Genomic DNA, 16,701 nt, shown 5'->3' on the forward strand with positions numbered 1-16,701 from the left:
GGTTCTGCTTATCACTTCGACTTATGCCGGTTTGACCCCCAACGCCTTGGCGACACCTTCACCGTAGGCCGCATCAGCCTTGAGGAAGTGCTGCAACTGACGTTGAACAACATCCTGCGACACACCCTTCATCGCGCCCGCGATATTACTGATCAGCAGCGCTTTCTGTTCACTGTTCATCAAACGGAACAGGGCACCGGCATAGCTGTAGTAGTCACCATCCTCACGATGATCGTAACGGTCCGCGGCGCCATTGAGTGCAAGCGCTGGCTCGGCGTACTGAGGCGCCTGCTTGGGGGCATTGCTGTAACTGTTTGGCTCATAGTTCGGTGCTGCTCCGCCATTGCTGCCCAAGGCCATGGCACCATCACGCTGGTAACTGTTCACCGGGCTCTTCGGAGCGTTAACAGGCAACTGCTGATGGTTGGTCCCTACACGGTAGCGGTGAGCATCGGCATAAGCGAACACACGCCCCTGCAGCATACGGTCTGGCGACAGGCCAACACCCGGCACCTGATTGCTCGGCGCGAAAGCCGCCTGTTCAACCTCGGCAAAGTAGTTCAGTGGGTTACGATTGAGCTCAAGCTCACCCACTTCAATAAGCGGGAACGCCTTCTGCCACCAGGTCTTGGTGACATCGAATGGGTTATCGCCGTGCGCAGCGGCCTGATCCTCGGTCATGACCTGGATACAGACGCTCCATTTAGGGAAGTCGCCTCGCTCAATGGCCTCGAACAGATCCCGCTGGGCGTAGTCCGGATCGGTGCCAGCAAGGCGAGTCGCCTCAGCCGGCGCCAGGTTCTTGATGCCTTGCTTGGTCTTGAAGTGCCACTTGACCCAATGACGCACACCGGCCGCGTTGATCAGGCTGAAGGTATGGCTACCAAAGCCGTGCATATGACGGTAGCCATCCGGAATGCCGCGATCGGAAAACAGGATGGTGATCTGGTGCAAGGCCTCTGGCGAATGCGACCAGAAGTCCCACATGGCCTGCGGGCTCTTCAGATTACTTTGTGGCAAGCGCTTCTGGGTATGGATGAAGTCAGGGAACTTCAGCGGATCCCGAATGAAGAAAACCGGCGTGTTGTTGCCCACAATGTCCCAGTTACCTTCCTCGGTGTAGAACTTCACGGCAAACCCACGAGGATCGCGCTCGGTATCGGCAGAGCCCCGCTCGCCGCCTACCGTAGAGAATCGCAGGAACGTTGGCGTCTGCTTGCCTACTGCCTCGAACAGTTTGGCACTGGTGTATTGGCTGATATCCCGGGTGACGGTGAAGGTGCCATAAGCGCCCGAGCCTTTAGCATGTACACGACGCTCCGGAATGTTCTCACGGTTGAAGTGCGCGAGCTTCTCAATCAGGTGAAAATCTTCCAGCAGCAGCGGACCACGTGGGCCGGCAGAACGCGAGTTCTGGTTATCGGCAACCGGAGCACCGCTGGCGGTGGTCAGTGTCTTGTTCTGGCTCATGCTCTCTCCCTTTTCAGAATAATGCTGCCGGCTAGTCGGCTGAGAGGGAGTATTGAGCATGAAGACGACACGATCAAATTCATTAATCAATCAAGATCAATAGTTTATTTCAATCAGCATGAAAACAAAAAACCGGGCACTAGGCCCGGTTCCTTGTTTCAGACTGTTCGTCTTACTCAGCAGCTTCTACTACGCCACCGACAGGACGATCAACCAGCTCGACGTACGCCATAGGTGCGTTATCGCCAGCGCGGAAACCGCACTTGAGGATACGCAGGTAGCCGCCCTGACGGGTGGCATAGCGCTTGCCCAGATCGTTGAACAGCTTACCAACGATGGCTTTCGAACGAGTACGGTCGAAGGCCAGACGACGGTTAGCTACGCTGTCTTCCTTGGCCAGGGTGATCAGCGGCTCGGCAACGCGGCGCAGTTCCTTGGCTTTAGGCAGGGTAGTTTTGATCAGCTCGTGCTCGAACAGCGACACCGCCATGTTTTGGAACATGGCTTTGCGGTGCGCGCTGGTGCGGCTCAGGTGACGACCACTTTTACGATGACGCATGGTTCATTCCTTACCAAACTTACGTTCGGTGATTACGACGATCAGGCAGTCGCCTTGTCGTCTTTCTTAAGACTTGCAGGCGGCCAGTTGTCGAGGCGCATGCCGAGGGACAGACCACGGGAAGCCAGAACGTCCTTGATTTCAGTCAGGGACTTCTTACCCAGGTTCGGAGTTTTCAACAGCTCTACTTCGGTGCGCTGAATCAGATCGCCGATGTAGTAGATGTTCTCCGCCTTCAGGCAGTTGGCCGAACGTACGGTCAATTCCAGATCGTCAACCGGGCGAAGCAGGATCGGATCGATCTCGTCTTCCTGCTCCACTACCACAGGCTCACTGTCACCTTTGAGGTCGACGAACGCAGCCAACTGCTGTTGCAGAATGGTTGCTGCACGACGGATTGCCTCTTCAGGATCCAGAGTACCGTTGGTTTCCAGATCGATAACCAGCTTATCCAGGTTGGTACGCTGCTCGACACGGGCGTTTTCCACCACGTAGGCGATACGGCGAACCGGGCTGAACGAAGCGTCAAGCTGCAAGCGACCAATGCTGCGGCTCTCGTCTTCATCGCTCTGACGCGAATCGGCCGGCTCATAACCACGACCACGAGCTACGGTGAGCTTCATGTTCAAAGCGCCGTTAGACGCCAGGTTAGCGATTACGTGATCGGGGTTAACGATCTCGACATCATGATCCAGCTGAATATCGGCAGCGGTAACCACCCCCGAACCCTTTTTCGACAAGGTCAGCGTAACTTCGTCACGACCATGCAGTTTGATAGCCAGGCCTTTCAGGTTCAACAGGATCTCAATAACATCTTCCTGTACACCTTCAATTGCCGAGTACTCATGGAGTACGCCGTCAATTTCGGCCTCGACTACTGCACAGCCAGGCATAGAGGACAACAGGATGCGACGCAGCGCGTTGCCCAGGGTATGGCCGAAGCCACGCTCGAGAGGCTCGAGCGTGATCTTGGCGCGGGTTGGACTGACGACCTGCACATCAATGTGGCGGGGCGTCAGAAACTCATTTACCGAAATCTGCATGGATGCACCTATTTTCTAGCCCTTACTTGGAGTAGAGCTCGACAATCAGGTTTTCGTTGATGTCGGCAGACAGGTCGCTGCGAGCCGGGACGTTCTTGAAAACACCGGATTTTTTAGCAGCATCTACTTCTACCCACTCAACGCGGCCACGCTGGGCGCACAGTTCAAGGGCTTGAACAATGCGCAGCTGGTTCAACGATTTCTCGCGAACTGCGACCACGTCACCCGGACGAACTTGGTAGGACGGAACGTTTACAGTCTTGCCGTTGATGCTGATCGCTTTATGCGAAACCAGCTGACGGGATTCGGCACGAGTAGCGCCAAAGCCCATACGATAAACGACGTTGTCCAGACGGCACTCGAGCAGTTGCAGCAGGTTCTCGCCGGTAGCACCCTTCTTGGAGGCTGCTTCCTTGTAGTAACCGCTGAACTGACGCTCGAGAACGCCGTAGATACGACGGACTTTTTGCTTCTCACGCAGCTGGGTGCCGTAGTCGGACTGACGACCACGACGCTGACCGTGAATACCTGGGGCTGCTTCGATGTTGCACTTCGATTCCAGAGCGCGAACGCCGCTCTTCAGGAACAGATCAGTGCCTTCACGACGAGACAGTTTGCATTTTGGACCAATGTAACGTGCCATTTATCTGTCTCCTGATTACACGCGGCGCTTCTTCGGCGGACGGCACCCGTTGTGCGGGATTGGCGTCACGTCGGTGATGCTGGCGATCTTATAGCCACAGCTGTTCAAAGCACGAACAGCGGACTCACGACCTGGACCTGGACCCTTGACGTTAACGTCGAGGTTTTTCAGACCGTACTCCAGCGCAGCTTGACCAGCACGCTCTGCAGCAACTTGGGCCGCGAACGGGGTGGATTTGCGCGAACCACGGAAACCCGAACCGCCGGAGGTAGCCCACGACAGTGCGTTACCTTGACGATCGGTGATGGTCACGATGGTGTTGTTGAAAGACGCGTGGATGTGGGCGATCCCATCAACCACTGTCTTTTTGACTTTTTTACGAGGACGAGCAGCAGGTTTTGCCATGTCTATTTTCCTGTCGATTCGCTGGTGCGATTACTTGCGGATCGGCTTACGCGGACCTTTACGGGTACGCGCGTTGGTCTTGGTACGCTGACCGCGTACTGGCAGACCCCGACGATGACGCAGACCGCGGTAGCAGCCCAGGTCCATCAACCGCTTGATTTTCATGTTGATGTCGCGACGCAGATCACCTTCGGTGGTGAACTTCGCAACTTCGCTACGCAGCTGTTCAATCTGCTCGTCGCTCAGATCTTTGATCTTTGCGGCTGGGTTGACCCCAGTGTCTGCACAGATTTTCTGTGCAGTAGTGCGACCAACACCATAGATGTAGGTCAGCGAGATAACAGTGTGCTTGTTATCTGGAATGTTGACGCCTGCAATACGGGCCATTCAGTGGGACTCCAATTGACAGCTACCTACGCCCCGGAAGCCAAGAAATAGGGCGCGAGATAATATCGCTGTAGAAACAAATAATCAACCCAGCAGCGCACTAGCTGCTGGGCTTGAAGCACAGATCACACTCAGCCTTGGCGCTGTTTGTGACGTGGTTCCGCGCTGCAAATTACTCGAACGACACCTTCGCGGCGAATAATTTTGCAGTTACGGCACAGCTTTTTCACCGATGCACGAACTTTCATCACCAACTCCTCGAACCTTAAGGGACTATCAACGCAGCAGGCCGCTGCCACCGTAGCCTTTCAGGTTGGCTTTCTTCATCAGGGATTCGTACTGGTGCGAAACGAGGTGCGATTGTACTTGGGACATGAAGTCCATCACAACCACTACCACAATCAGCAACGAGGTCCCGCCAAGGTAGAACGGAACGTTTGCAGCCACCACCAGGAACTGGGGCAGAAGGCAGACGGCCGTCATATAAAGAGCACCGAACATGGTCAAACGGGTCAGAACGCCATCAATGTAGCGCGCCGACTGCTCGCCTGGACGGATACCCGGAATAAAGGCACCGGACTTCTTCAGGTTTTCCGCTACGTCTTTCGGATTGAACATCAACGCCGTATAGAAGAAGCAGAAGAAAATGATCCCTGCACTAAACAGCAGAATATTCAATGGATGACCAGGAGCGATCGACTCCGAGATGTCCTGCAGCCAGCCCATACCTTCGGACTGACCGAACCAGGCACCCAGCGAAGCCGGAAACAGCAAGATGCTGCTCGCGAAAATGGCTGGGATAACCCCGGCCATGTTCACCTTCAACGGCAGGTGGCTGGTCTGCGCAGCGAAGACCTTACGGCCCTGCTGACGCTTGGCGTAATGAACGGCGATACGCCGCTGACCACGCTCAATGAACACCACAAAACCGATGATCGCTACTGCCAGAAGACCGATAACGATCAGGGCGATAATGTTGATATCACCCGTACGCGCAGACTCGAAAGACTGCCCGATTGCTCTCGGAAGACCGGCAACGATACCCGCGAAGATCAACATCGAGATACCGTTGCCGACACCGCGCTCCGTGATCTGCTCACCCAGCCACATCATGAACATCGCGCCCGCCACAAAAGTGGAGACCGCAACGAAATGGAAGCCAAAATCAGCAGAAAACGCTACGCCCTGACCGGCCAAGCCAATGGACATGCCAATAGCTTGAACCAGCGCCAGAACGACGGTGCCGTAGCGGGTGTACTGGCTAATCTTGCGACGGCCAGATTCACCTTCCTTCTTCAACTGCTCCAGCTGCGGGCTGACGGTGGTCATCAGTTGCATGATGATCGATGCCGAAATGTACGGCATGATCCCCAATGCAAAGATGCTCATCCGTTCCAGCGCGCCGCCGGAAAACATGTTGAACAAGCTAAGAATGGTCCCCTCATTCTGTCGAAACAGTTCCGCCAACCGGTCCGGGTTGATACCTGGAACAGGGATGTGTGCGCCGATCCGATAGACGATAATCGCCAGGAACAGAAAACGCAGACGAGCCCAGAGTTCAGACATCCCGCCCTTGCCGAGCGAAGAGAGAGCACCTTGCTTAGCCATTTATTCCTCGAACTTGCCGCCAGCTGCTTCGATAGCCGCACGCGCACCTTTGGTGGCAGCGACGCCCTTGATGGTGACTGCGCGAGTAACTTCACCGGACAGCATGATTTTCACGCGCTGTACGTTTTGGTTAATCACGTTGGCATCCTTCAGGGATTGCACGGTGACGACGTCGCCTTCCACTTTAGCCAGCTCGGACAAACGCACTTCTGCGCGATCCATGGCTTTCAGCGAAACGAAGCCGAACTTCGGCAGACGACGATGCAGCGGCTGTTGACCGCCTTCAAAGCCTGGAGCGATGGTGCCACCGGAACGGGAGGTCTGACCTTTGTGGCCGCGGCCACCAGTCTTACCCAAACCGCTACCGATACCACGACCCGGACGATGCTTCTCGCGACGGGAACCCGGCGCTGGACTCAGATCATTGAGTTTCATCGATTAACCCTCGACGCGCAGCATGTAGTAAGCCTTGTTGATCATCCCGCGGTTCTCGGGAGTATCCAGGACTTCTACAGTGTGACCGATGCGACGCAGACCCAGGCCTTTAACACACAGTTTGTGGTTAGGCAGACGGCCAGCGGTACTTTTGATCAACGTTACTTTAACGGTAGCCATGATCAGATGATCTCCTCAACACTCTTGCCACGCTTGGCGGCAATGGACTCAGGAGATTGCATGGCTTTCAGACCCTTGAAAGTGGCATGAACCACGTTCACTGGGTTGGTCGAACCGTAGCACTTGGCCAGAACGTTCTGAACACCAGCAACTTCCAGGACAGCACGCATTGCGCCGCCAGCGATGATACCGGTACCGTTAGAGGCAGGCTGCATGTAAACCTTCGAGGCGCCGTGGGCGGCCTTGGTAGCGTACTGCAGAGTGGTGCCGTTCAGGTCCACTTGAATCATGTTGCGACGAGCAGCTTCCATTGCCTTCTGGATCGCAGCAGGCACTTCACGCGACTTGCCACGGCCGAAGCCAACACGACCTTTACCGTCACCAACCACGGTCAACGCGGTGAAAGTGAAGATACGGCCGCCTTTTACGGTTTTGGCTACGCGGTTAACTTGAACCAGCTTCTCGATGTAGCCTTCGTCGCGCTTTTGGTCGTTATTTGACATAACTTAGAACTCCAGCCCGCCTTCACGAGCAGCATCAGCCAGTGCCTTGACACGGCCGTGGTACTTGAAGCCAGAACGGTCGAAAGCAACTTGAGAAACGCCAGCGGCTTTCGCACGCTCGGCAACCAGCTTGCCAACCTTAGTGGCCGCGTCGATGTTGCCAGTGGCGCCATCACGCAGTTCTTTGTCCAAAGTCGAGGCGCTGGCCAGGACTTTGCTGCCGTCGGCCGAAATGACCTGGGCGTAGATGTGCTGCGAAGAGCGGAACACGCAGAGACGCACGGCTTCGAGCTCGTGCATTTTCAGACGTGCTTTGCGAGCGCGACGCAGTCGAGTAACTTTTTTGTCGGTCATTTGCTAGGCCCTACTTCTTCTTGGCTTCTTTACGACGGACGACTTCATCCGCGTAACGCACACCCTTACCTTTGTAAGGCTCTGGCGGACGGAAATCGCGAATTTCAGCGGCCACTTGACCAACCAGTTGCTTATCGATGCCCTTGATCAGGATATCGGTCTGGCTTGGGGTCTCAGCAGTGACGCCTTGCGGCAGCTGATAATCAACCGGGTGGGAGAAACCGAGAGCCAGGGACAGCACTTCGCCTTTGGCCTGAGCCTTGTAACCAACACCGACCAGCTGGAGCTTACGCTCGAAGCCTTGGCTTACGCCCTGGACCATGTTGTTAACCAGAGCACGGGTAGTACCGGCCATGGCGCGAGTCTGTTGATCGCCATTGCGAGCAGCGAAACGCAGCTCACCGGCTTCTTCGACGACTTCTACGGACGAGTGAACATTCAGTTCGAGAGTGCCCTTGGCACCCTTCACCGAAAGCTGTTGGCCGGCGAACTTAACTTCGACGCCTGCTGGCAGCTTTACGGGGTTCTTAGCGACGCGAGACATGCTTATCCCCCCTTAGAACACAGTGCAGAGAACTTCGCCGCCGACACCGGCAGCGCGCGCAGCACGATCAGTCATCACACCTTTGTTGGTGGAGACGATAGACACGCCCAGACCGCCACGTACTTTCGGCAGTTCTTCGACGGACTTGTACTGACGCAGGCCTGGACGACTTACGCGCTTGACTTCTTCGATGACTGGACGGCCTTCGAAGTATTTCAGCTCGATGGACAGCGACGGTTTAACTTCGCTGCTGACCTGGTAACCCGCGATGTAACCTTCGTCTTTCAGAACTTTGGCTACAGCCACCTTCAGGGTAGAAGAAGGCATGCTTACGACGGACTTTTCAGCCATCTGGGCATTACGGATTCGAGTTAGCATGTCCGCTAACGGGTCCTGCATACTCATGGGCTAGACGCTCCTGATACAAGAATAATTAGCCTTTCGGCTACTACAGACACCCGAACGACCCAGGAAAAACCCGGGCTCAGGTGAGCCGGTCATTCTAGACACATCCCAGAAACGAAACAAGCCCCATAAGGGGCTTGTTTCGTTGCCAGGTCACCGGCGGTCGGAAGATTGCTCCTCCTCCGCCAGGACACTGTCGGCACGTCTTACCAGCTGGCTTTAACCAGACCTGGAACGTCACCGCGCATTGCTGCTTCACGCAGCTTGTTACGGCCCAGGCCGAACTTGCGGTAAACGCCGTGTGGACGGCCGGTGATGCGGCAGCGGTTACGCATGCGCGAGGCGCTTGCGTCACGTGGCTGCTTCTGCAGAGCTACAGCTGCTGCCCAACGCTCTTCTGGAGTTGCATTCAGATTAACGATGGTAGCTTTGAGCTCAGCACGCTTCTTGGCGTATTTAGCAACCGTGAGCTGACGCTTCAGCTCGCGGTTTTTCATGCTCTTCTTGGCCATTTTCCTACTCCAATCAGTTGCGGAACGGGAATTTGAAAGCACGCAGCAGGGCGCGACCTTCGTCATCCGTACGAGCAGTAGTGGTCAGGGTAATGTCCAGACCGCGGAGAGCATCGATCTTGTCGTAATCGATTTCCGGGAAGATGATCTGCTCTTTCACGCCCATGCTGTAGTTGCCACGACCATCGAAGGACTTGGCATTCAGGCCGCGGAAGTCGCGAACCCGAGGCAGGGAGATCGCCAGCAGGCGGTCCAGGAATTCGTACATACGATCGCGGCGCAGAGTAACTTTAACGCCAATCGGCCAGCCCTCACGGACTTTGAAGCCCGCGATGGATTTCCGTGCGAAAGTCACAACGGCTTTTTGACCGGTGATCTTTTCCAGGTCAGCAACAGCGTGCTCGATGACTTTTTTGTCGCCGATCGCTTCGCCCAGACCCATGTTCAGGGTGATTTTGGTAACGCGCGGAACTTCCATCACGTTCGCCAGCTTAAGTTCTTCCTTAAGCTTGGGAGCGATTTCCTTCCGATAAATCTCTTTCAGTCGTGCCATGGTCTTCTACCTAGCAGTGTTCAAGCATCAACCGCTTTTTGGGTCGACTTGAAGACACGAATTTTTTTGCCTTCTTCTACTTTGAAACCAACGCGGTCAGCCTTGTTGGTTTCGCCGTTGAAAATGGCGACGTTGGAAGCGTGCAGTGGCGCTTCTTTCTCGACGATACCGCCTTGTACGCCCGACATAGGGTTAGGCTTGGTATGACGCTTCACCAGGTTGATCCCACCAACGACCAGACGGTCGTCAGCGAGCACCTTCAGCACCTTACCGCGCTTACCTTTGTCTTTGCCGGCGATCACGATGATCTCGTCGTCACGACGAATCTTTTGCATGTCGGATCTCCTTACAGCACTTCTGGGGCGAGCGAGACGATCTTCATGAACTTCTCAGTACGAAGTTCACGGGTCACTGGCCCAAAGATACGGGTGCCGATTGGCTCTTGCTTGTTGTTCAACAGAACAGCAGCGTTGCCATCAAAGCGGATAATCGAACCATCGGCACGGCGAACGCCGTGACGGGTGCGGACTACAACAGCAGTCATCACCTGGCCCTTTTTCACTTTACCGCGAGGAATTGCTTCCTTGACGGTTACTTTGATGATGTCACCGATACCGGCGTAACGACGGTGGGAACCGCCGAGCACCTTGATGCACATGACGCGACGAGCGCCGCTGTTATCGGCCACATCGAGCATGGATTGAGTCTGAATCATAAAATTTCTCCGACCCTTAGCCCTTAGACTTCAACAGCGCGTTCGAGAACTTCAACCAGTGCCCAGGACTTGGTCTTGGCCAGCGGACGGGTCTCGCGAATGGAGACCTTGTCGCCGATATGGCACTGATTGGTTTCGTCGTGCGCGTGCAGCTTAGTCGAACGCTTAACGTATTTACCGTAGATCGGGTGCTTAACGCGACGCTCGATCAGTACGGTGATGGTCTTGTCCATTTTGTCGCTGACGACACGGCCAGTCAGCGTACGGACGGTTTTTTCAGCTTCAGCCATGATCACTTACCTGCCTGCTGGTTGAGCACAGTTTTCACGCGAGCGATGTCACGCTTAACTTGCGAGAGCAGGTGCGACTGCCCCAACTGGCCAGTTGCTTTCTGCATGCGCAGATTGAACTGGTCGCGCAGCAAGCCGAGCAGTTGCTCGTTCAGTTGCTGTGCTGATTTGTCACGAAGTTCATTCGCTTTCATCACATCACCGTCCGCTTAACAAAGGAGGTGGCGAGAGGCAGCTTTGCAGCCGCCAAGGCGAATGCCTCACGCGCCAGCTCTTCAGAAACACCCTCGATCTCGTACAGGACTTTGCCTGGCTGGATCTGGGCAACCCAGTACTCCACGGAACCCTTACCTTTACCCATCCGCACTTCGAGAGGCTTCTTGGAGATCGGCTTGTCCGGGAATACACGGATCCAGATCTTGCCGCCACGTTTTACGTGACGAGTCAGAGCACGACGTGCCGACTCGATCTGGCGAGCGGTGAGACGACCGCGAGCAACAGCTTTCAGAGCAAATTCGCCGAAGCTGACTTTGCTACCGCGCAGTGCCAGACCACGGTTGTGGCCGGTCATCTGCTTGCGGAATTTTGTACGCTTTGGTTGCAACATTTGGCGTACCCCTTACTTAGCAGCTTTTTTACGAGGCGCTGGTGCTTGTGGTTTCAGTTCTTCTTGGCGACCACCGATAACTTCGCCTTTGAAGATCCAAACCTTGACACCGATCACACCATAAGTGGTGTGAGCTTCGTAGGTGGCATAGTCGATATCGGCACGCAGGGTGTGCAGTGGCACACGACCTTCGCGATACCATTCAGTACGTGCGATTTCAGCACCGCCGAGACGACCGCTCACTTGGATTTTGATGCCTTTGGCACCAATACGCATGGCGTTCTGTACAGCGCGCTTCATGGCGCGACGGAACATCACACGACGCTCCAGCTGCTGAGCTACGCTCTGAGCAACCAGCATACCGTCGAGTTCCGGCTTGCGGATCTCTTCGATATTGATGTGCACAGGCACACCCATTTGCTTGGTCAGGTCCTGACGCAGTTTTTCAACATCCTCACCTTTCTTCCCGATAACGATACCTGGACGAGCGGTGTGGATGGTGATGCGTGCAGTTTGGGCCGGACGATGGATATCGATACGGCTAACGGACGCGCTTTTTAGTTTGTCTTGGAGATACTCACGCACGTTCAGATCTGCGAGCAAATAGTCCGCATAAGTCCGACCGTCTGCATACCAGACGGAGGTGTGCTCCTTGACGATTCCCAGGCGAATGCCAGTGGGATGTACTTTCTGACCCATCTGATCGACTCCGTTACTTGTCCGCAACCTTGACAGTGATATGGCAAGACCGCTTGACGATGCGATCAGCGCGGCCTTTGGCACGCGGCATGATACGCTTCAGCGAACGCCCTTCGTTGACGAAAACGGTGGAGACCTTCAGGTCATCAACGTCTGCGCCTTCGTTATGCTCGGCGTTGGCTACGGCCGACTCGAGGACTTTCTTCATGATTTCAGCAGCTTTCTTGCTGCTGAAGGCCAACAGGTTGAGCGCTTCGCCCACCTTCTTCCCGCGGATCTGGTCGGCGACCAAGCGGGCTTTCTGGGCGGAGATGCGAGCGCCCGACAACTTAGCGGCTACTTCCATTTCCTTACCCCTTAACGCTTGGCTTTCTTGTCAGCCACGTGCCCGCGGTAGGTGCGGGTACCGGCGAACTCGCCCAGTTTATGGCCGACCATGTCTTCGTTCACGAGAACTGGGACGTGTTGGCGACCGTTGTGTACCGCGATGGTCAAACCGACCATTTGTGGCAGGATCATGGAACGGCGCGACCAGGTTTTAACTGGTTTGCGATCGTTCTTTTCCGCCGCCACTTCGATCTTCTTCAGTAGGTGAAGATCAATAAAAGGACCTTTTTTCAGAGAACGTGGCACTGTCGTATCCCTCTATTTACTTGCGACGACGGACGATCATATTGTCGGTACGCTTATTACCACGAGTCTTAGCACCCTTAGTCGGGAAGCCCCATGGCGATACCGGATGACGACCACCGGAGGTACGACCTTCACCACCACCGTGCGGGTGGTCAACCGGGTTCATGGCAACACCACGAACGGTTGGGCGAACGCCACGCCAGCGTTTAGCACCAGCTTTACCCAGCGAACGCAGGCTGTGCTCGGAGTTCGAGACTTCACCCAGGGTCGCACGGCATTCAGCCAGGACTTTACGCATTTCACCAGAGCGCAGACGCAGGGTCACGTAGACACCTTCGCGAGCGATCAACTGAGCCGAAGCACCAGCGGAACGAGCGATTTGTGCACCTTTGCCCGGCTTCAGTTCGATGCCGTGAATGGTGCTACCCACTGGGATGTTACGCAGCTGCAGGGAGTTGCCTGGCTTGATTGGAGCCAGAGCACCTGCGATCAGCTGGTCGCCAGCACTCACGCCTTTAGGGGCGATGATGTAGCGGCGCTCGCCGTCTGCATAGCACAGCAGTGCGATGTGAGCAGTACGGTTTGGATCGTATTCGATACGCTCGACAGTGGCGGCGATGCCGTCCTTGTCGTTGCGACGGAAGTCGACCATACGGTAATGCTGCTTATGACCACCACCTACGTGACGAGTAGTGATGCGGCCATTGTTGTTACGACCACCAGTCTTCGATTTCTTCTCGAGCAGCGGTGCGTGAGGAGCGCCTTTGTGCAGCTCCTGGTTGACCACCTTGACCACGAAACGGCGGCCAGGGGAAGTCGGTTTGCATTTAACGATTGCCATGATGCACCCCTTCCTTACTCAGCACTGCTGCTGAAATCGAGATCTTGGCCTGGCTGAAGGGATACGATCGCCTTCTTCCAGTCATTGCGCTTGCCCAGACCACGAGCGGTGCGCTTGGTCTTACCCAGAACGTTCACGGTAGTGACGTTCTCGACCTTGACACCGAACAGACCTTCGACAGCCTTCTTGATTTCCAGCTTGGTTGCATCAGTAGCAACCTTGAATACGAACTGGCCTTTCTTCTCAGCCAGAACCGTGGCCTTCTCGGAAACGTGCGGGCCAAGTAGAACTTTAAATACGCGTTCCTGGTTCATCCCAGCAGCTCCTCGAATTTCTTCACGGCCGACACAGTGATCAACACTTTGTCGTATGCGATCAGACTGACCGGATCGGAACCTTGTACGTCACGTACATCGACGTGCGGCAGGTTGCGAGCAGCCAGGTACAGATTCTGATCAACAGCCTCAGAAACGATCAGTACGTCGGTCAGACCCATACCGTTCAGCTTGTTCAGCAGGTCTTTGGTTTTCGGTGCTTCAACAGCGAAGTCCTGAACCACGACCAGACGGTCGGTACGCACCAGCTCAGCGAGGATGGAGCGCAGTGCTGCGCGGTACATCTTCTTGTTGAGCTTCTGCGAGTGATCCTGAGGACGAGCTGCGAAAGTGGTACCGCCGCCACGCCAGATTGGGCTACGGATAGTACCGGCACGAGCACGGCCAGTACCTTTCTGACGCCATGGGCGCTTACCGCCACCAGCAACGTCGGAACGGGTTTTCTGCTGCTTGGTACCCTGACGGCCGCCAGCCATGTAGGCCACGACTGCTTGGTGAACCAGCGTCTCGTTGAATTCGCCGCCGAAAGTCAGTTCGGAAACTTCGATCGCTTGAGCGTCATTTACATTTAGTTGCATGTCAGCTTCCCCTTAACCGCGAGCCTTGGCAGCCGGACGCACAACCAGATCGCCGCCAGTAGCGCCAGGAACGGCACCCTTGACCAGCAACAGATTGCGTTCAGCGTCGACGCGCACTACTTCGAGGGACTGAACGGTCACGCGCTCGGCGCCCATATGACCGGACATTTTTTTGCCCTTGAATACACGACCAGGAGTCTGGCACTGGCCGATAGAGCCCGGGACGCGGTGGGAAACGGAGTTACCGTGGGTGTTATCTTGACCGCGGAAATTCCAACGCTTGATGGTACCGGCAAAGCCTTTACCTTTGGACTGACCGGTAACATCTACCAGTTGGCCTGCAGCGAAGAGTTCAGCATTGATCAAGTCGCCAGCCTGGTACTCGCCTTCTTCAAGACGGAATTCCCAGACACCGCGACCAGCGGCAACGTTCGCTTTAGCGAAGTGACCTGCTTGAGCAGCAGTCACGCGCGAAGCACGACGCTCACCTACAGTGACTTGCACTGCACGATAGCCATCGGTTTCTTCAGTTTTGAACTGGGTGACGCGATTCGGCTCGATCTCAATGACCGTGACCGGAATGGAGACACCTTCTTCGGTGAAAATACGGGTCATACCGCATTTACGACCGACTACACCAATAGTCATGTTGTAAACCTCATGAGTGTACGGGGCTTTCACCCGCTATGGCCGCCCATTTCAGAGCGTTACACGACTAAGACCCGAGTCTTAGCCGAGGCTGATCTGCACTTCCACACCTGCCGCAAGATCAAGCTTCATAAGTGCATCAACGGTTTTATCCGTTGGCTGGACGATGTCCAGTACGCGCTTATGAGTACGGATCTCGTACTGGTCACGCGCGTCTTTGTTGACGTGCGGGGAGACCAGAACGGTGAACCGCTCTTTACGGGTAGGCAGTGGAATTGGACCACGCACTTGAGCACCAGTACGTTTCGCGGTTTCCACGATTTCCTGGGTGGATTGGTCGATCAGGCGATGGTCAAAAGCCTTCAACCTGATACGGATTTGCTGATTTTGCATTGGATTTCAGACTCCAGGCTGCTATTCCCACCGGGCGCACTACGCCCGTTAAAAGGAGGCGTGATTCTATAGACGCCCCAGTTGGGTGTCAACCCAATAAAAAAAGCCCCCGCTGAGCGGGGGCTTTTCAAAGCATCGAATATTACTCGATGATTTTGGCTACGACGCCAGCGCCGACGGTACGACCGCCTTCGCGGATAGCGAAACGCAGACCATCTTCCATTGCGATGGTTTTGATCAGAGTGACAGTCATCTGGATGTTGTCACCTGGCATTACCATTTCAACGCCTTCTGGCAGCTCGCAGTTACCAGTCACGTCAGTAGTACGGAAGTAGAACTGTGGACGGTAGCCTTTGAAGAACGGAGTATGACGGCCGCCTTCTTCCTTGCTCAGAACGTAAACTTCTGCGGTGAACTTGGTGTGCGGCTTAACCGAACCTGGCTTAACCAGAACCTGACCACGCTCAACGTCGTCACGCTTGGTACCACGCAGCAGAACGCCGCAGTTCTCGCCAGCACGACCTTCGTCCAGCAGCTTGCGGAACATCTCAACACCGGTGCAGGTGGTGGTGGTGGTGTCACGCAGACCAACGATTTCCAGAGCGTCTTGAACGCGGACGATACCACGCTCGATACGACCGGTAACAACAGTACCACGACCAGAGATCGAGAATACGTCTTCGATTGGCATCAGGAACGGCTTGTCGATAGCGCGCTCTGGCTCTGGGATGTAGCTGTCCAGAGTTTCAACCAGCTTCTTGACAGCGGTGGTGCCCATGCCGTTGTCGTCTTTGCCTTCCAGCGCCATACGAGCAGAACCGATGATGATCGGAGTGTCGTCGCCTGGGAAGTCATAGGTGGACAGCAGGTCGCGAACTTCCATCTCAACCAGTTCCAGCAGCTCTGCGTCGTCTACCAGGTCAGCCTTGTTCAGGAAGACCACGATGTACGGAACGCCTACCTGACGGGACAGCAGGATGTGCTCACGGGTTTGTGGCATCGGACCATCGGCGGCCGAGCAAACCAGGATAGCGCCGTCCATCTGAGCAGCACCAGTGATCATGTTCTTCACGTAGTCAGCGTGACCTGGGCAGTCAACGTGAGCGTAGTGACGAATGTTCGAGTTGTACTCGACGTGCGCGGTGTTGATGGTGATACCGCGAGCTTTCTCTTCTGGAGCGCTGTCGATCTTGTCGAATTCGACAACAGCCGAACCGAAAACTTCGGAGCAGACGCGAGTCAGAGCAGCAGTCAGAGTGGTTTTACCATGGTCAACGTGACCGATGGTGCCAACGTTGACGTGCGGAAGGGAACGATCAAATTTTTCTTTAGCCACGACAATTAACTCCTAGCCTAAAGGA

General features: G+C 55.4%; 30 protein-coding genes. All 30 read right to left on the bottom strand.

Annotated features, from left to right (window positions below; all coding sequences use genetic code 11):
• Positions 1-21 precede the first annotated feature (21 nt).
• Positions 22-1,470 carry a catalase gene (locus AB7M23_RS03715; RefSeq protein ID WP_454240237.1) on the bottom strand — a complete coding sequence of 483 codons (1,449 nt, stop codon included), beginning with the start codon at positions 1,468-1,470 and terminating at the stop codon, positions 22-24.
• 172 nt (positions 1,471-1,642) lie between these two features.
• A complete protein-coding gene (gene rplQ, locus AB7M23_RS03720) occupies positions 1,643-2,029 on the bottom strand; it encodes a 50S ribosomal protein L17 (protein ID WP_065759195.1) in 387 nt (128 codons plus the stop codon).
• A 41-nt stretch (positions 2,030-2,070) separates the two neighbouring features.
• Positions 2,071-3,072 carry a DNA-directed RNA polymerase subunit alpha gene (locus tag AB7M23_RS03725; RefSeq protein ID WP_017901544.1) on the bottom strand — a complete coding sequence of 334 codons (1,002 nt, stop codon included), beginning with the start codon at positions 3,070-3,072 and terminating at the stop codon, positions 2,071-2,073.
• A 22-nt stretch (positions 3,073-3,094) separates the two neighbouring features.
• Positions 3,095-3,715, bottom strand: coding sequence for a 30S ribosomal protein S4 (gene rpsD / locus AB7M23_RS03730; RefSeq protein ID WP_065759196.1), 621 nt, complete (start codon positions 3,713-3,715; stop codon positions 3,095-3,097).
• A 15-nt stretch (positions 3,716-3,730) separates the two neighbouring features.
• Positions 3,731-4,120: a 30S ribosomal protein S11 gene (gene rpsK / locus AB7M23_RS03735; RefSeq protein ID WP_065759197.1), complete on the bottom strand. Its 390-nt coding sequence runs from the start codon at positions 4,118-4,120 to the stop codon at positions 3,731-3,733.
• 30 nt (positions 4,121-4,150) lie between these two features.
• Positions 4,151-4,507, bottom strand: coding sequence for a 30S ribosomal protein S13 (rpsM, locus tag AB7M23_RS03740; RefSeq protein WP_095159996.1), 357 nt, complete (start codon positions 4,505-4,507; stop codon positions 4,151-4,153).
• 131 nt (positions 4,508-4,638) lie between these two features.
• Positions 4,639-4,755 carry a 50S ribosomal protein L36 gene (rpmJ, locus tag AB7M23_RS03745; protein ID WP_002555468.1) on the bottom strand — a complete coding sequence of 39 codons (117 nt, stop codon included), beginning with the start codon at positions 4,753-4,755 and terminating at the stop codon, positions 4,639-4,641.
• A 28-nt stretch (positions 4,756-4,783) separates the two neighbouring features.
• Positions 4,784-6,115, bottom strand: a complete 1,332-nt coding sequence (secY, locus tag AB7M23_RS03750) for a preprotein translocase subunit SecY (protein ID WP_065759199.1) — start codon at positions 6,113-6,115, stop codon at positions 4,784-4,786.
• On the bottom strand, positions 6,116-6,550 hold the full coding sequence (gene rplO / locus AB7M23_RS03755) for a 50S ribosomal protein L15 (protein ID WP_065759200.1): 435 nt from the start codon (positions 6,548-6,550) through the stop codon (positions 6,116-6,118).
• A 3-nt stretch (positions 6,551-6,553) separates the two neighbouring features.
• Positions 6,554-6,730 (bottom strand): 50S ribosomal protein L30, encoded by a 177-nt coding sequence (gene rpmD / locus AB7M23_RS03760; protein WP_010220317.1) that lies wholly within the window; start codon positions 6,728-6,730, stop codon positions 6,554-6,556.
• Positions 6,731-6,732: 2 nt separating this feature from the next.
• A complete protein-coding gene (gene rpsE / locus AB7M23_RS03765; protein WP_065759201.1) occupies positions 6,733-7,233 on the bottom strand; it encodes a 30S ribosomal protein S5 in 501 nt (166 codons plus the stop codon).
• A gap of 3 nt (positions 7,234-7,236) precedes the next feature.
• Complete coding sequence (rplR, locus tag AB7M23_RS03770; RefSeq protein ID WP_011531893.1) at positions 7,237-7,587, bottom strand: 50S ribosomal protein L18; 351 nt, start codon at positions 7,585-7,587, stop codon at positions 7,237-7,239.
• A gap of 10 nt (positions 7,588-7,597) precedes the next feature.
• Positions 7,598-8,131 (bottom strand): 50S ribosomal protein L6, encoded by a 534-nt coding sequence (gene rplF, locus AB7M23_RS03775; protein ID WP_065759202.1) that lies wholly within the window; start codon positions 8,129-8,131, stop codon positions 7,598-7,600.
• A 12-nt stretch (positions 8,132-8,143) separates the two neighbouring features.
• On the bottom strand, positions 8,144-8,536 hold the full coding sequence (gene rpsH, locus AB7M23_RS03780) for a 30S ribosomal protein S8 (protein WP_010220313.1): 393 nt from the start codon (positions 8,534-8,536) through the stop codon (positions 8,144-8,146).
• A 206-nt stretch (positions 8,537-8,742) separates the two neighbouring features.
• The gene (gene rpsN / locus AB7M23_RS03785; protein ID WP_065759203.1) at positions 8,743-9,048 is read right to left on the bottom strand and encodes a 30S ribosomal protein S14; all 306 of its coding nucleotides are present in this window, start codon (positions 9,046-9,048) and stop codon (positions 8,743-8,745) included.
• A gap of 13 nt (positions 9,049-9,061) precedes the next feature.
• Complete coding sequence (rplE, locus tag AB7M23_RS03790; RefSeq protein ID WP_009397500.1) at positions 9,062-9,601, bottom strand: 50S ribosomal protein L5; 540 nt, start codon at positions 9,599-9,601, stop codon at positions 9,062-9,064.
• Positions 9,602-9,621: 20 nt separating this feature from the next.
• The gene (rplX, locus tag AB7M23_RS03795; protein WP_008374158.1) at positions 9,622-9,936 is read right to left on the bottom strand and encodes a 50S ribosomal protein L24; all 315 of its coding nucleotides are present in this window, start codon (positions 9,934-9,936) and stop codon (positions 9,622-9,624) included.
• A gap of 11 nt (positions 9,937-9,947) precedes the next feature.
• Positions 9,948-10,316 (bottom strand): 50S ribosomal protein L14, encoded by a 369-nt coding sequence (gene rplN, locus AB7M23_RS03800; protein ID WP_002555479.1) that lies wholly within the window; start codon positions 10,314-10,316, stop codon positions 9,948-9,950.
• A gap of 23 nt (positions 10,317-10,339) precedes the next feature.
• Entirely contained in the window at positions 10,340-10,606 is a 267-nt protein-coding gene (gene rpsQ / locus AB7M23_RS03805) for a 30S ribosomal protein S17 (RefSeq protein ID WP_008374160.1), read from the bottom strand.
• A gap of 2 nt (positions 10,607-10,608) precedes the next feature.
• Positions 10,609-10,800 carry a 50S ribosomal protein L29 gene (rpmC, locus tag AB7M23_RS03810; protein ID WP_065759204.1) on the bottom strand — a complete coding sequence of 64 codons (192 nt, stop codon included), beginning with the start codon at positions 10,798-10,800 and terminating at the stop codon, positions 10,609-10,611.
• On the bottom strand, positions 10,800-11,213 hold the full coding sequence (gene rplP / locus AB7M23_RS03815) for a 50S ribosomal protein L16 (RefSeq protein WP_003255479.1): 414 nt from the start codon (positions 11,211-11,213) through the stop codon (positions 10,800-10,802). Before rplP ends, rpmC begins: the two co-directional genes overlap by 1 nt.
• Before the next feature lie 12 nt (positions 11,214-11,225).
• Positions 11,226-11,912: a 30S ribosomal protein S3 gene (gene rpsC, locus AB7M23_RS03820; protein ID WP_010220308.1), complete on the bottom strand. Its 687-nt coding sequence runs from the start codon at positions 11,910-11,912 to the stop codon at positions 11,226-11,228.
• Positions 11,913-11,925: 13 nt separating this feature from the next.
• A complete protein-coding gene (gene rplV, locus AB7M23_RS03825; RefSeq protein WP_003103908.1) occupies positions 11,926-12,258 on the bottom strand; it encodes a 50S ribosomal protein L22 in 333 nt (110 codons plus the stop codon).
• 11 nt (positions 12,259-12,269) lie between these two features.
• On the bottom strand, positions 12,270-12,545 hold the full coding sequence (gene rpsS, locus AB7M23_RS03830; protein ID WP_002555486.1) for a 30S ribosomal protein S19: 276 nt from the start codon (positions 12,543-12,545) through the stop codon (positions 12,270-12,272).
• 16 nt (positions 12,546-12,561) lie between these two features.
• On the bottom strand, positions 12,562-13,386 hold the full coding sequence (gene rplB / locus AB7M23_RS03835) for a 50S ribosomal protein L2 (protein ID WP_065759205.1): 825 nt from the start codon (positions 13,384-13,386) through the stop codon (positions 12,562-12,564).
• 14 nt (positions 13,387-13,400) lie between these two features.
• Positions 13,401-13,700, bottom strand: coding sequence for a 50S ribosomal protein L23 (gene rplW, locus AB7M23_RS03840; protein ID WP_065759206.1), 300 nt, complete (start codon positions 13,698-13,700; stop codon positions 13,401-13,403).
• Entirely contained in the window at positions 13,697-14,299 is a 603-nt protein-coding gene (rplD, locus tag AB7M23_RS03845) for a 50S ribosomal protein L4 (RefSeq protein WP_065759207.1), read from the bottom strand. The genes rplW and rplD overlap by 4 nt, the downstream gene beginning before the upstream one ends.
• 12 nt (positions 14,300-14,311) lie before the next feature.
• Positions 14,312-14,947: a 50S ribosomal protein L3 gene (gene rplC / locus AB7M23_RS03850; RefSeq protein WP_065759211.1), complete on the bottom strand. Its 636-nt coding sequence runs from the start codon at positions 14,945-14,947 to the stop codon at positions 14,312-14,314.
• Between the two features lie 81 nt (positions 14,948-15,028).
• On the bottom strand, positions 15,029-15,340 hold the full coding sequence (rpsJ, locus tag AB7M23_RS03855) for a 30S ribosomal protein S10 (protein WP_003186070.1): 312 nt from the start codon (positions 15,338-15,340) through the stop codon (positions 15,029-15,031).
• 142 nt (positions 15,341-15,482) lie between these two features.
• Positions 15,483-16,676, bottom strand: a complete 1,194-nt coding sequence (gene tuf / locus AB7M23_RS03860; protein WP_099775969.1) for an elongation factor Tu — start codon at positions 16,674-16,676, stop codon at positions 15,483-15,485.
• Positions 16,677-16,701: the final 25 nt, after the last annotated feature.

This window comes from Pseudomonas sp. HLS-6 TE3448, from assembly GCF_053629555.1.

Bases quoted from the DNA above. Each gene is read 5' to 3' on its own strand.
- rplW (WP_065759206.1), bottom strand. From the start codon at position 13,700: ATGAACCAGGAACGCGTATTTAAAGTTCTACTTGGCCCGCACGTTTCC.
- rpmD (WP_010220317.1), bottom strand. From the start codon at position 6,730: ATGGCTACCGTTAAAGTAACGTTGATCAAAAGTACCGCTGGCCGTCTG.
- rplX (WP_008374158.1), bottom strand. From the start codon at position 9,936: ATGCAAAAGATTCGTCGTGACGACGAGATCATCGTGATCGCCGGCAAA.
- rplF (WP_065759202.1), bottom strand. From the start codon at position 8,131: ATGTCTCGCGTCGCTAAGAACCCCGTAAAGCTGCCAGCAGGCGTCGAA.
- rplD (WP_065759207.1), bottom strand. From the start codon at position 14,299: ATGCAACTAAATGTAAATGACGCTCAAGCGATCGAAGTTTCCGAACTG.
- rpsC (WP_010220308.1), bottom strand. From the start codon at position 11,912: ATGGGTCAGAAAGTACATCCCACTGGCATTCGCCTGGGAATCGTCAAG.
- rplB (WP_065759205.1), bottom strand. From the start codon at position 13,386: ATGGCAATCGTTAAATGCAAACCGACTTCCCCTGGCCGCCGTTTCGTG.
- rplR (WP_011531893.1), bottom strand. From the start codon at position 7,587: ATGACCGACAAAAAAGTTACTCGACTGCGTCGCGCTCGCAAAGCACGT.
- rplQ (WP_065759195.1), bottom strand. From the start codon at position 2,029: ATGCGTCATCGTAAAAGTGGTCGTCACCTGAGCCGCACCAGCGCGCAC.
- rpsH (WP_010220313.1), bottom strand. From the start codon at position 8,536: ATGAGTATGCAGGACCCGTTAGCGGACATGCTAACTCGAATCCGTAAT.
- rpmJ (WP_002555468.1), bottom strand. From the start codon at position 4,755: ATGAAAGTTCGTGCATCGGTGAAAAAGCTGTGCCGTAACTGCAAAATT.
- rpmC (WP_065759204.1), bottom strand. From the start codon at position 10,800: ATGAAAGCGAATGAACTTCGTGACAAATCAGCACAGCAACTGAACGAG.
- rpsN (WP_065759203.1), bottom strand. From the start codon at position 9,048: ATGGCCAAGAAGAGCATGAAAAACCGCGAGCTGAAGCGTCAGCTCACG.
- secY (WP_065759199.1), bottom strand. From the start codon at position 6,115: ATGGCTAAGCAAGGTGCTCTCTCTTCGCTCGGCAAGGGCGGGATGTCT.
- AB7M23_RS03725 (WP_017901544.1), bottom strand. From the start codon at position 3,072: ATGCAGATTTCGGTAAATGAGTTTCTGACGCCCCGCCACATTGATGTG.
- rpsK (WP_065759197.1), bottom strand. From the start codon at position 4,120: ATGGCAAAACCTGCTGCTCGTCCTCGTAAAAAAGTCAAAAAGACAGTG.
- rpsD (WP_065759196.1), bottom strand. From the start codon at position 3,715: ATGGCACGTTACATTGGTCCAAAATGCAAACTGTCTCGTCGTGAAGGC.
- rplP (WP_003255479.1), bottom strand. From the start codon at position 11,213: ATGTTGCAACCAAAGCGTACAAAATTCCGCAAGCAGATGACCGGCCAC.
- rplE (WP_009397500.1), bottom strand. From the start codon at position 9,601: ATGGCACGACTGAAAGAGATTTATCGGAAGGAAATCGCTCCCAAGCTT.
- rplC (WP_065759211.1), bottom strand. From the start codon at position 14,947: ATGACTATTGGTGTAGTCGGTCGTAAATGCGGTATGACCCGTATTTTC.
- rpsM (WP_095159996.1), bottom strand. From the start codon at position 4,507: ATGGCCCGTATTGCAGGCGTCAACATTCCAGATAACAAGCACACTGTT.
- rpsJ (WP_003186070.1), bottom strand. From the start codon at position 15,340: ATGCAAAATCAGCAAATCCGTATCAGGTTGAAGGCTTTTGACCATCGC.
- rplV (WP_003103908.1), bottom strand. From the start codon at position 12,258: ATGGAAGTAGCCGCTAAGTTGTCGGGCGCTCGCATCTCCGCCCAGAAA.
- rpsQ (WP_008374160.1), bottom strand. From the start codon at position 10,606: ATGGCTGAAGCTGAAAAAACCGTCCGTACGCTGACTGGCCGTGTCGTC.
- AB7M23_RS03715 (WP_454240237.1), bottom strand. From the start codon at position 1,470: ATGAGCCAGAACAAGACACTGACCACCGCCAGCGGTGCTCCGGTTGCC.
- rplO (WP_065759200.1), bottom strand. From the start codon at position 6,550: ATGAAACTCAATGATCTGAGTCCAGCGCCGGGTTCCCGTCGCGAGAAG.
- rpsE (WP_065759201.1), bottom strand. From the start codon at position 7,233: ATGTCAAATAACGACCAAAAGCGCGACGAAGGCTACATCGAGAAGCTG.
- rplN (WP_002555479.1), bottom strand. From the start codon at position 10,316: ATGATTCAGACTCAATCCATGCTCGATGTGGCCGATAACAGCGGCGCT.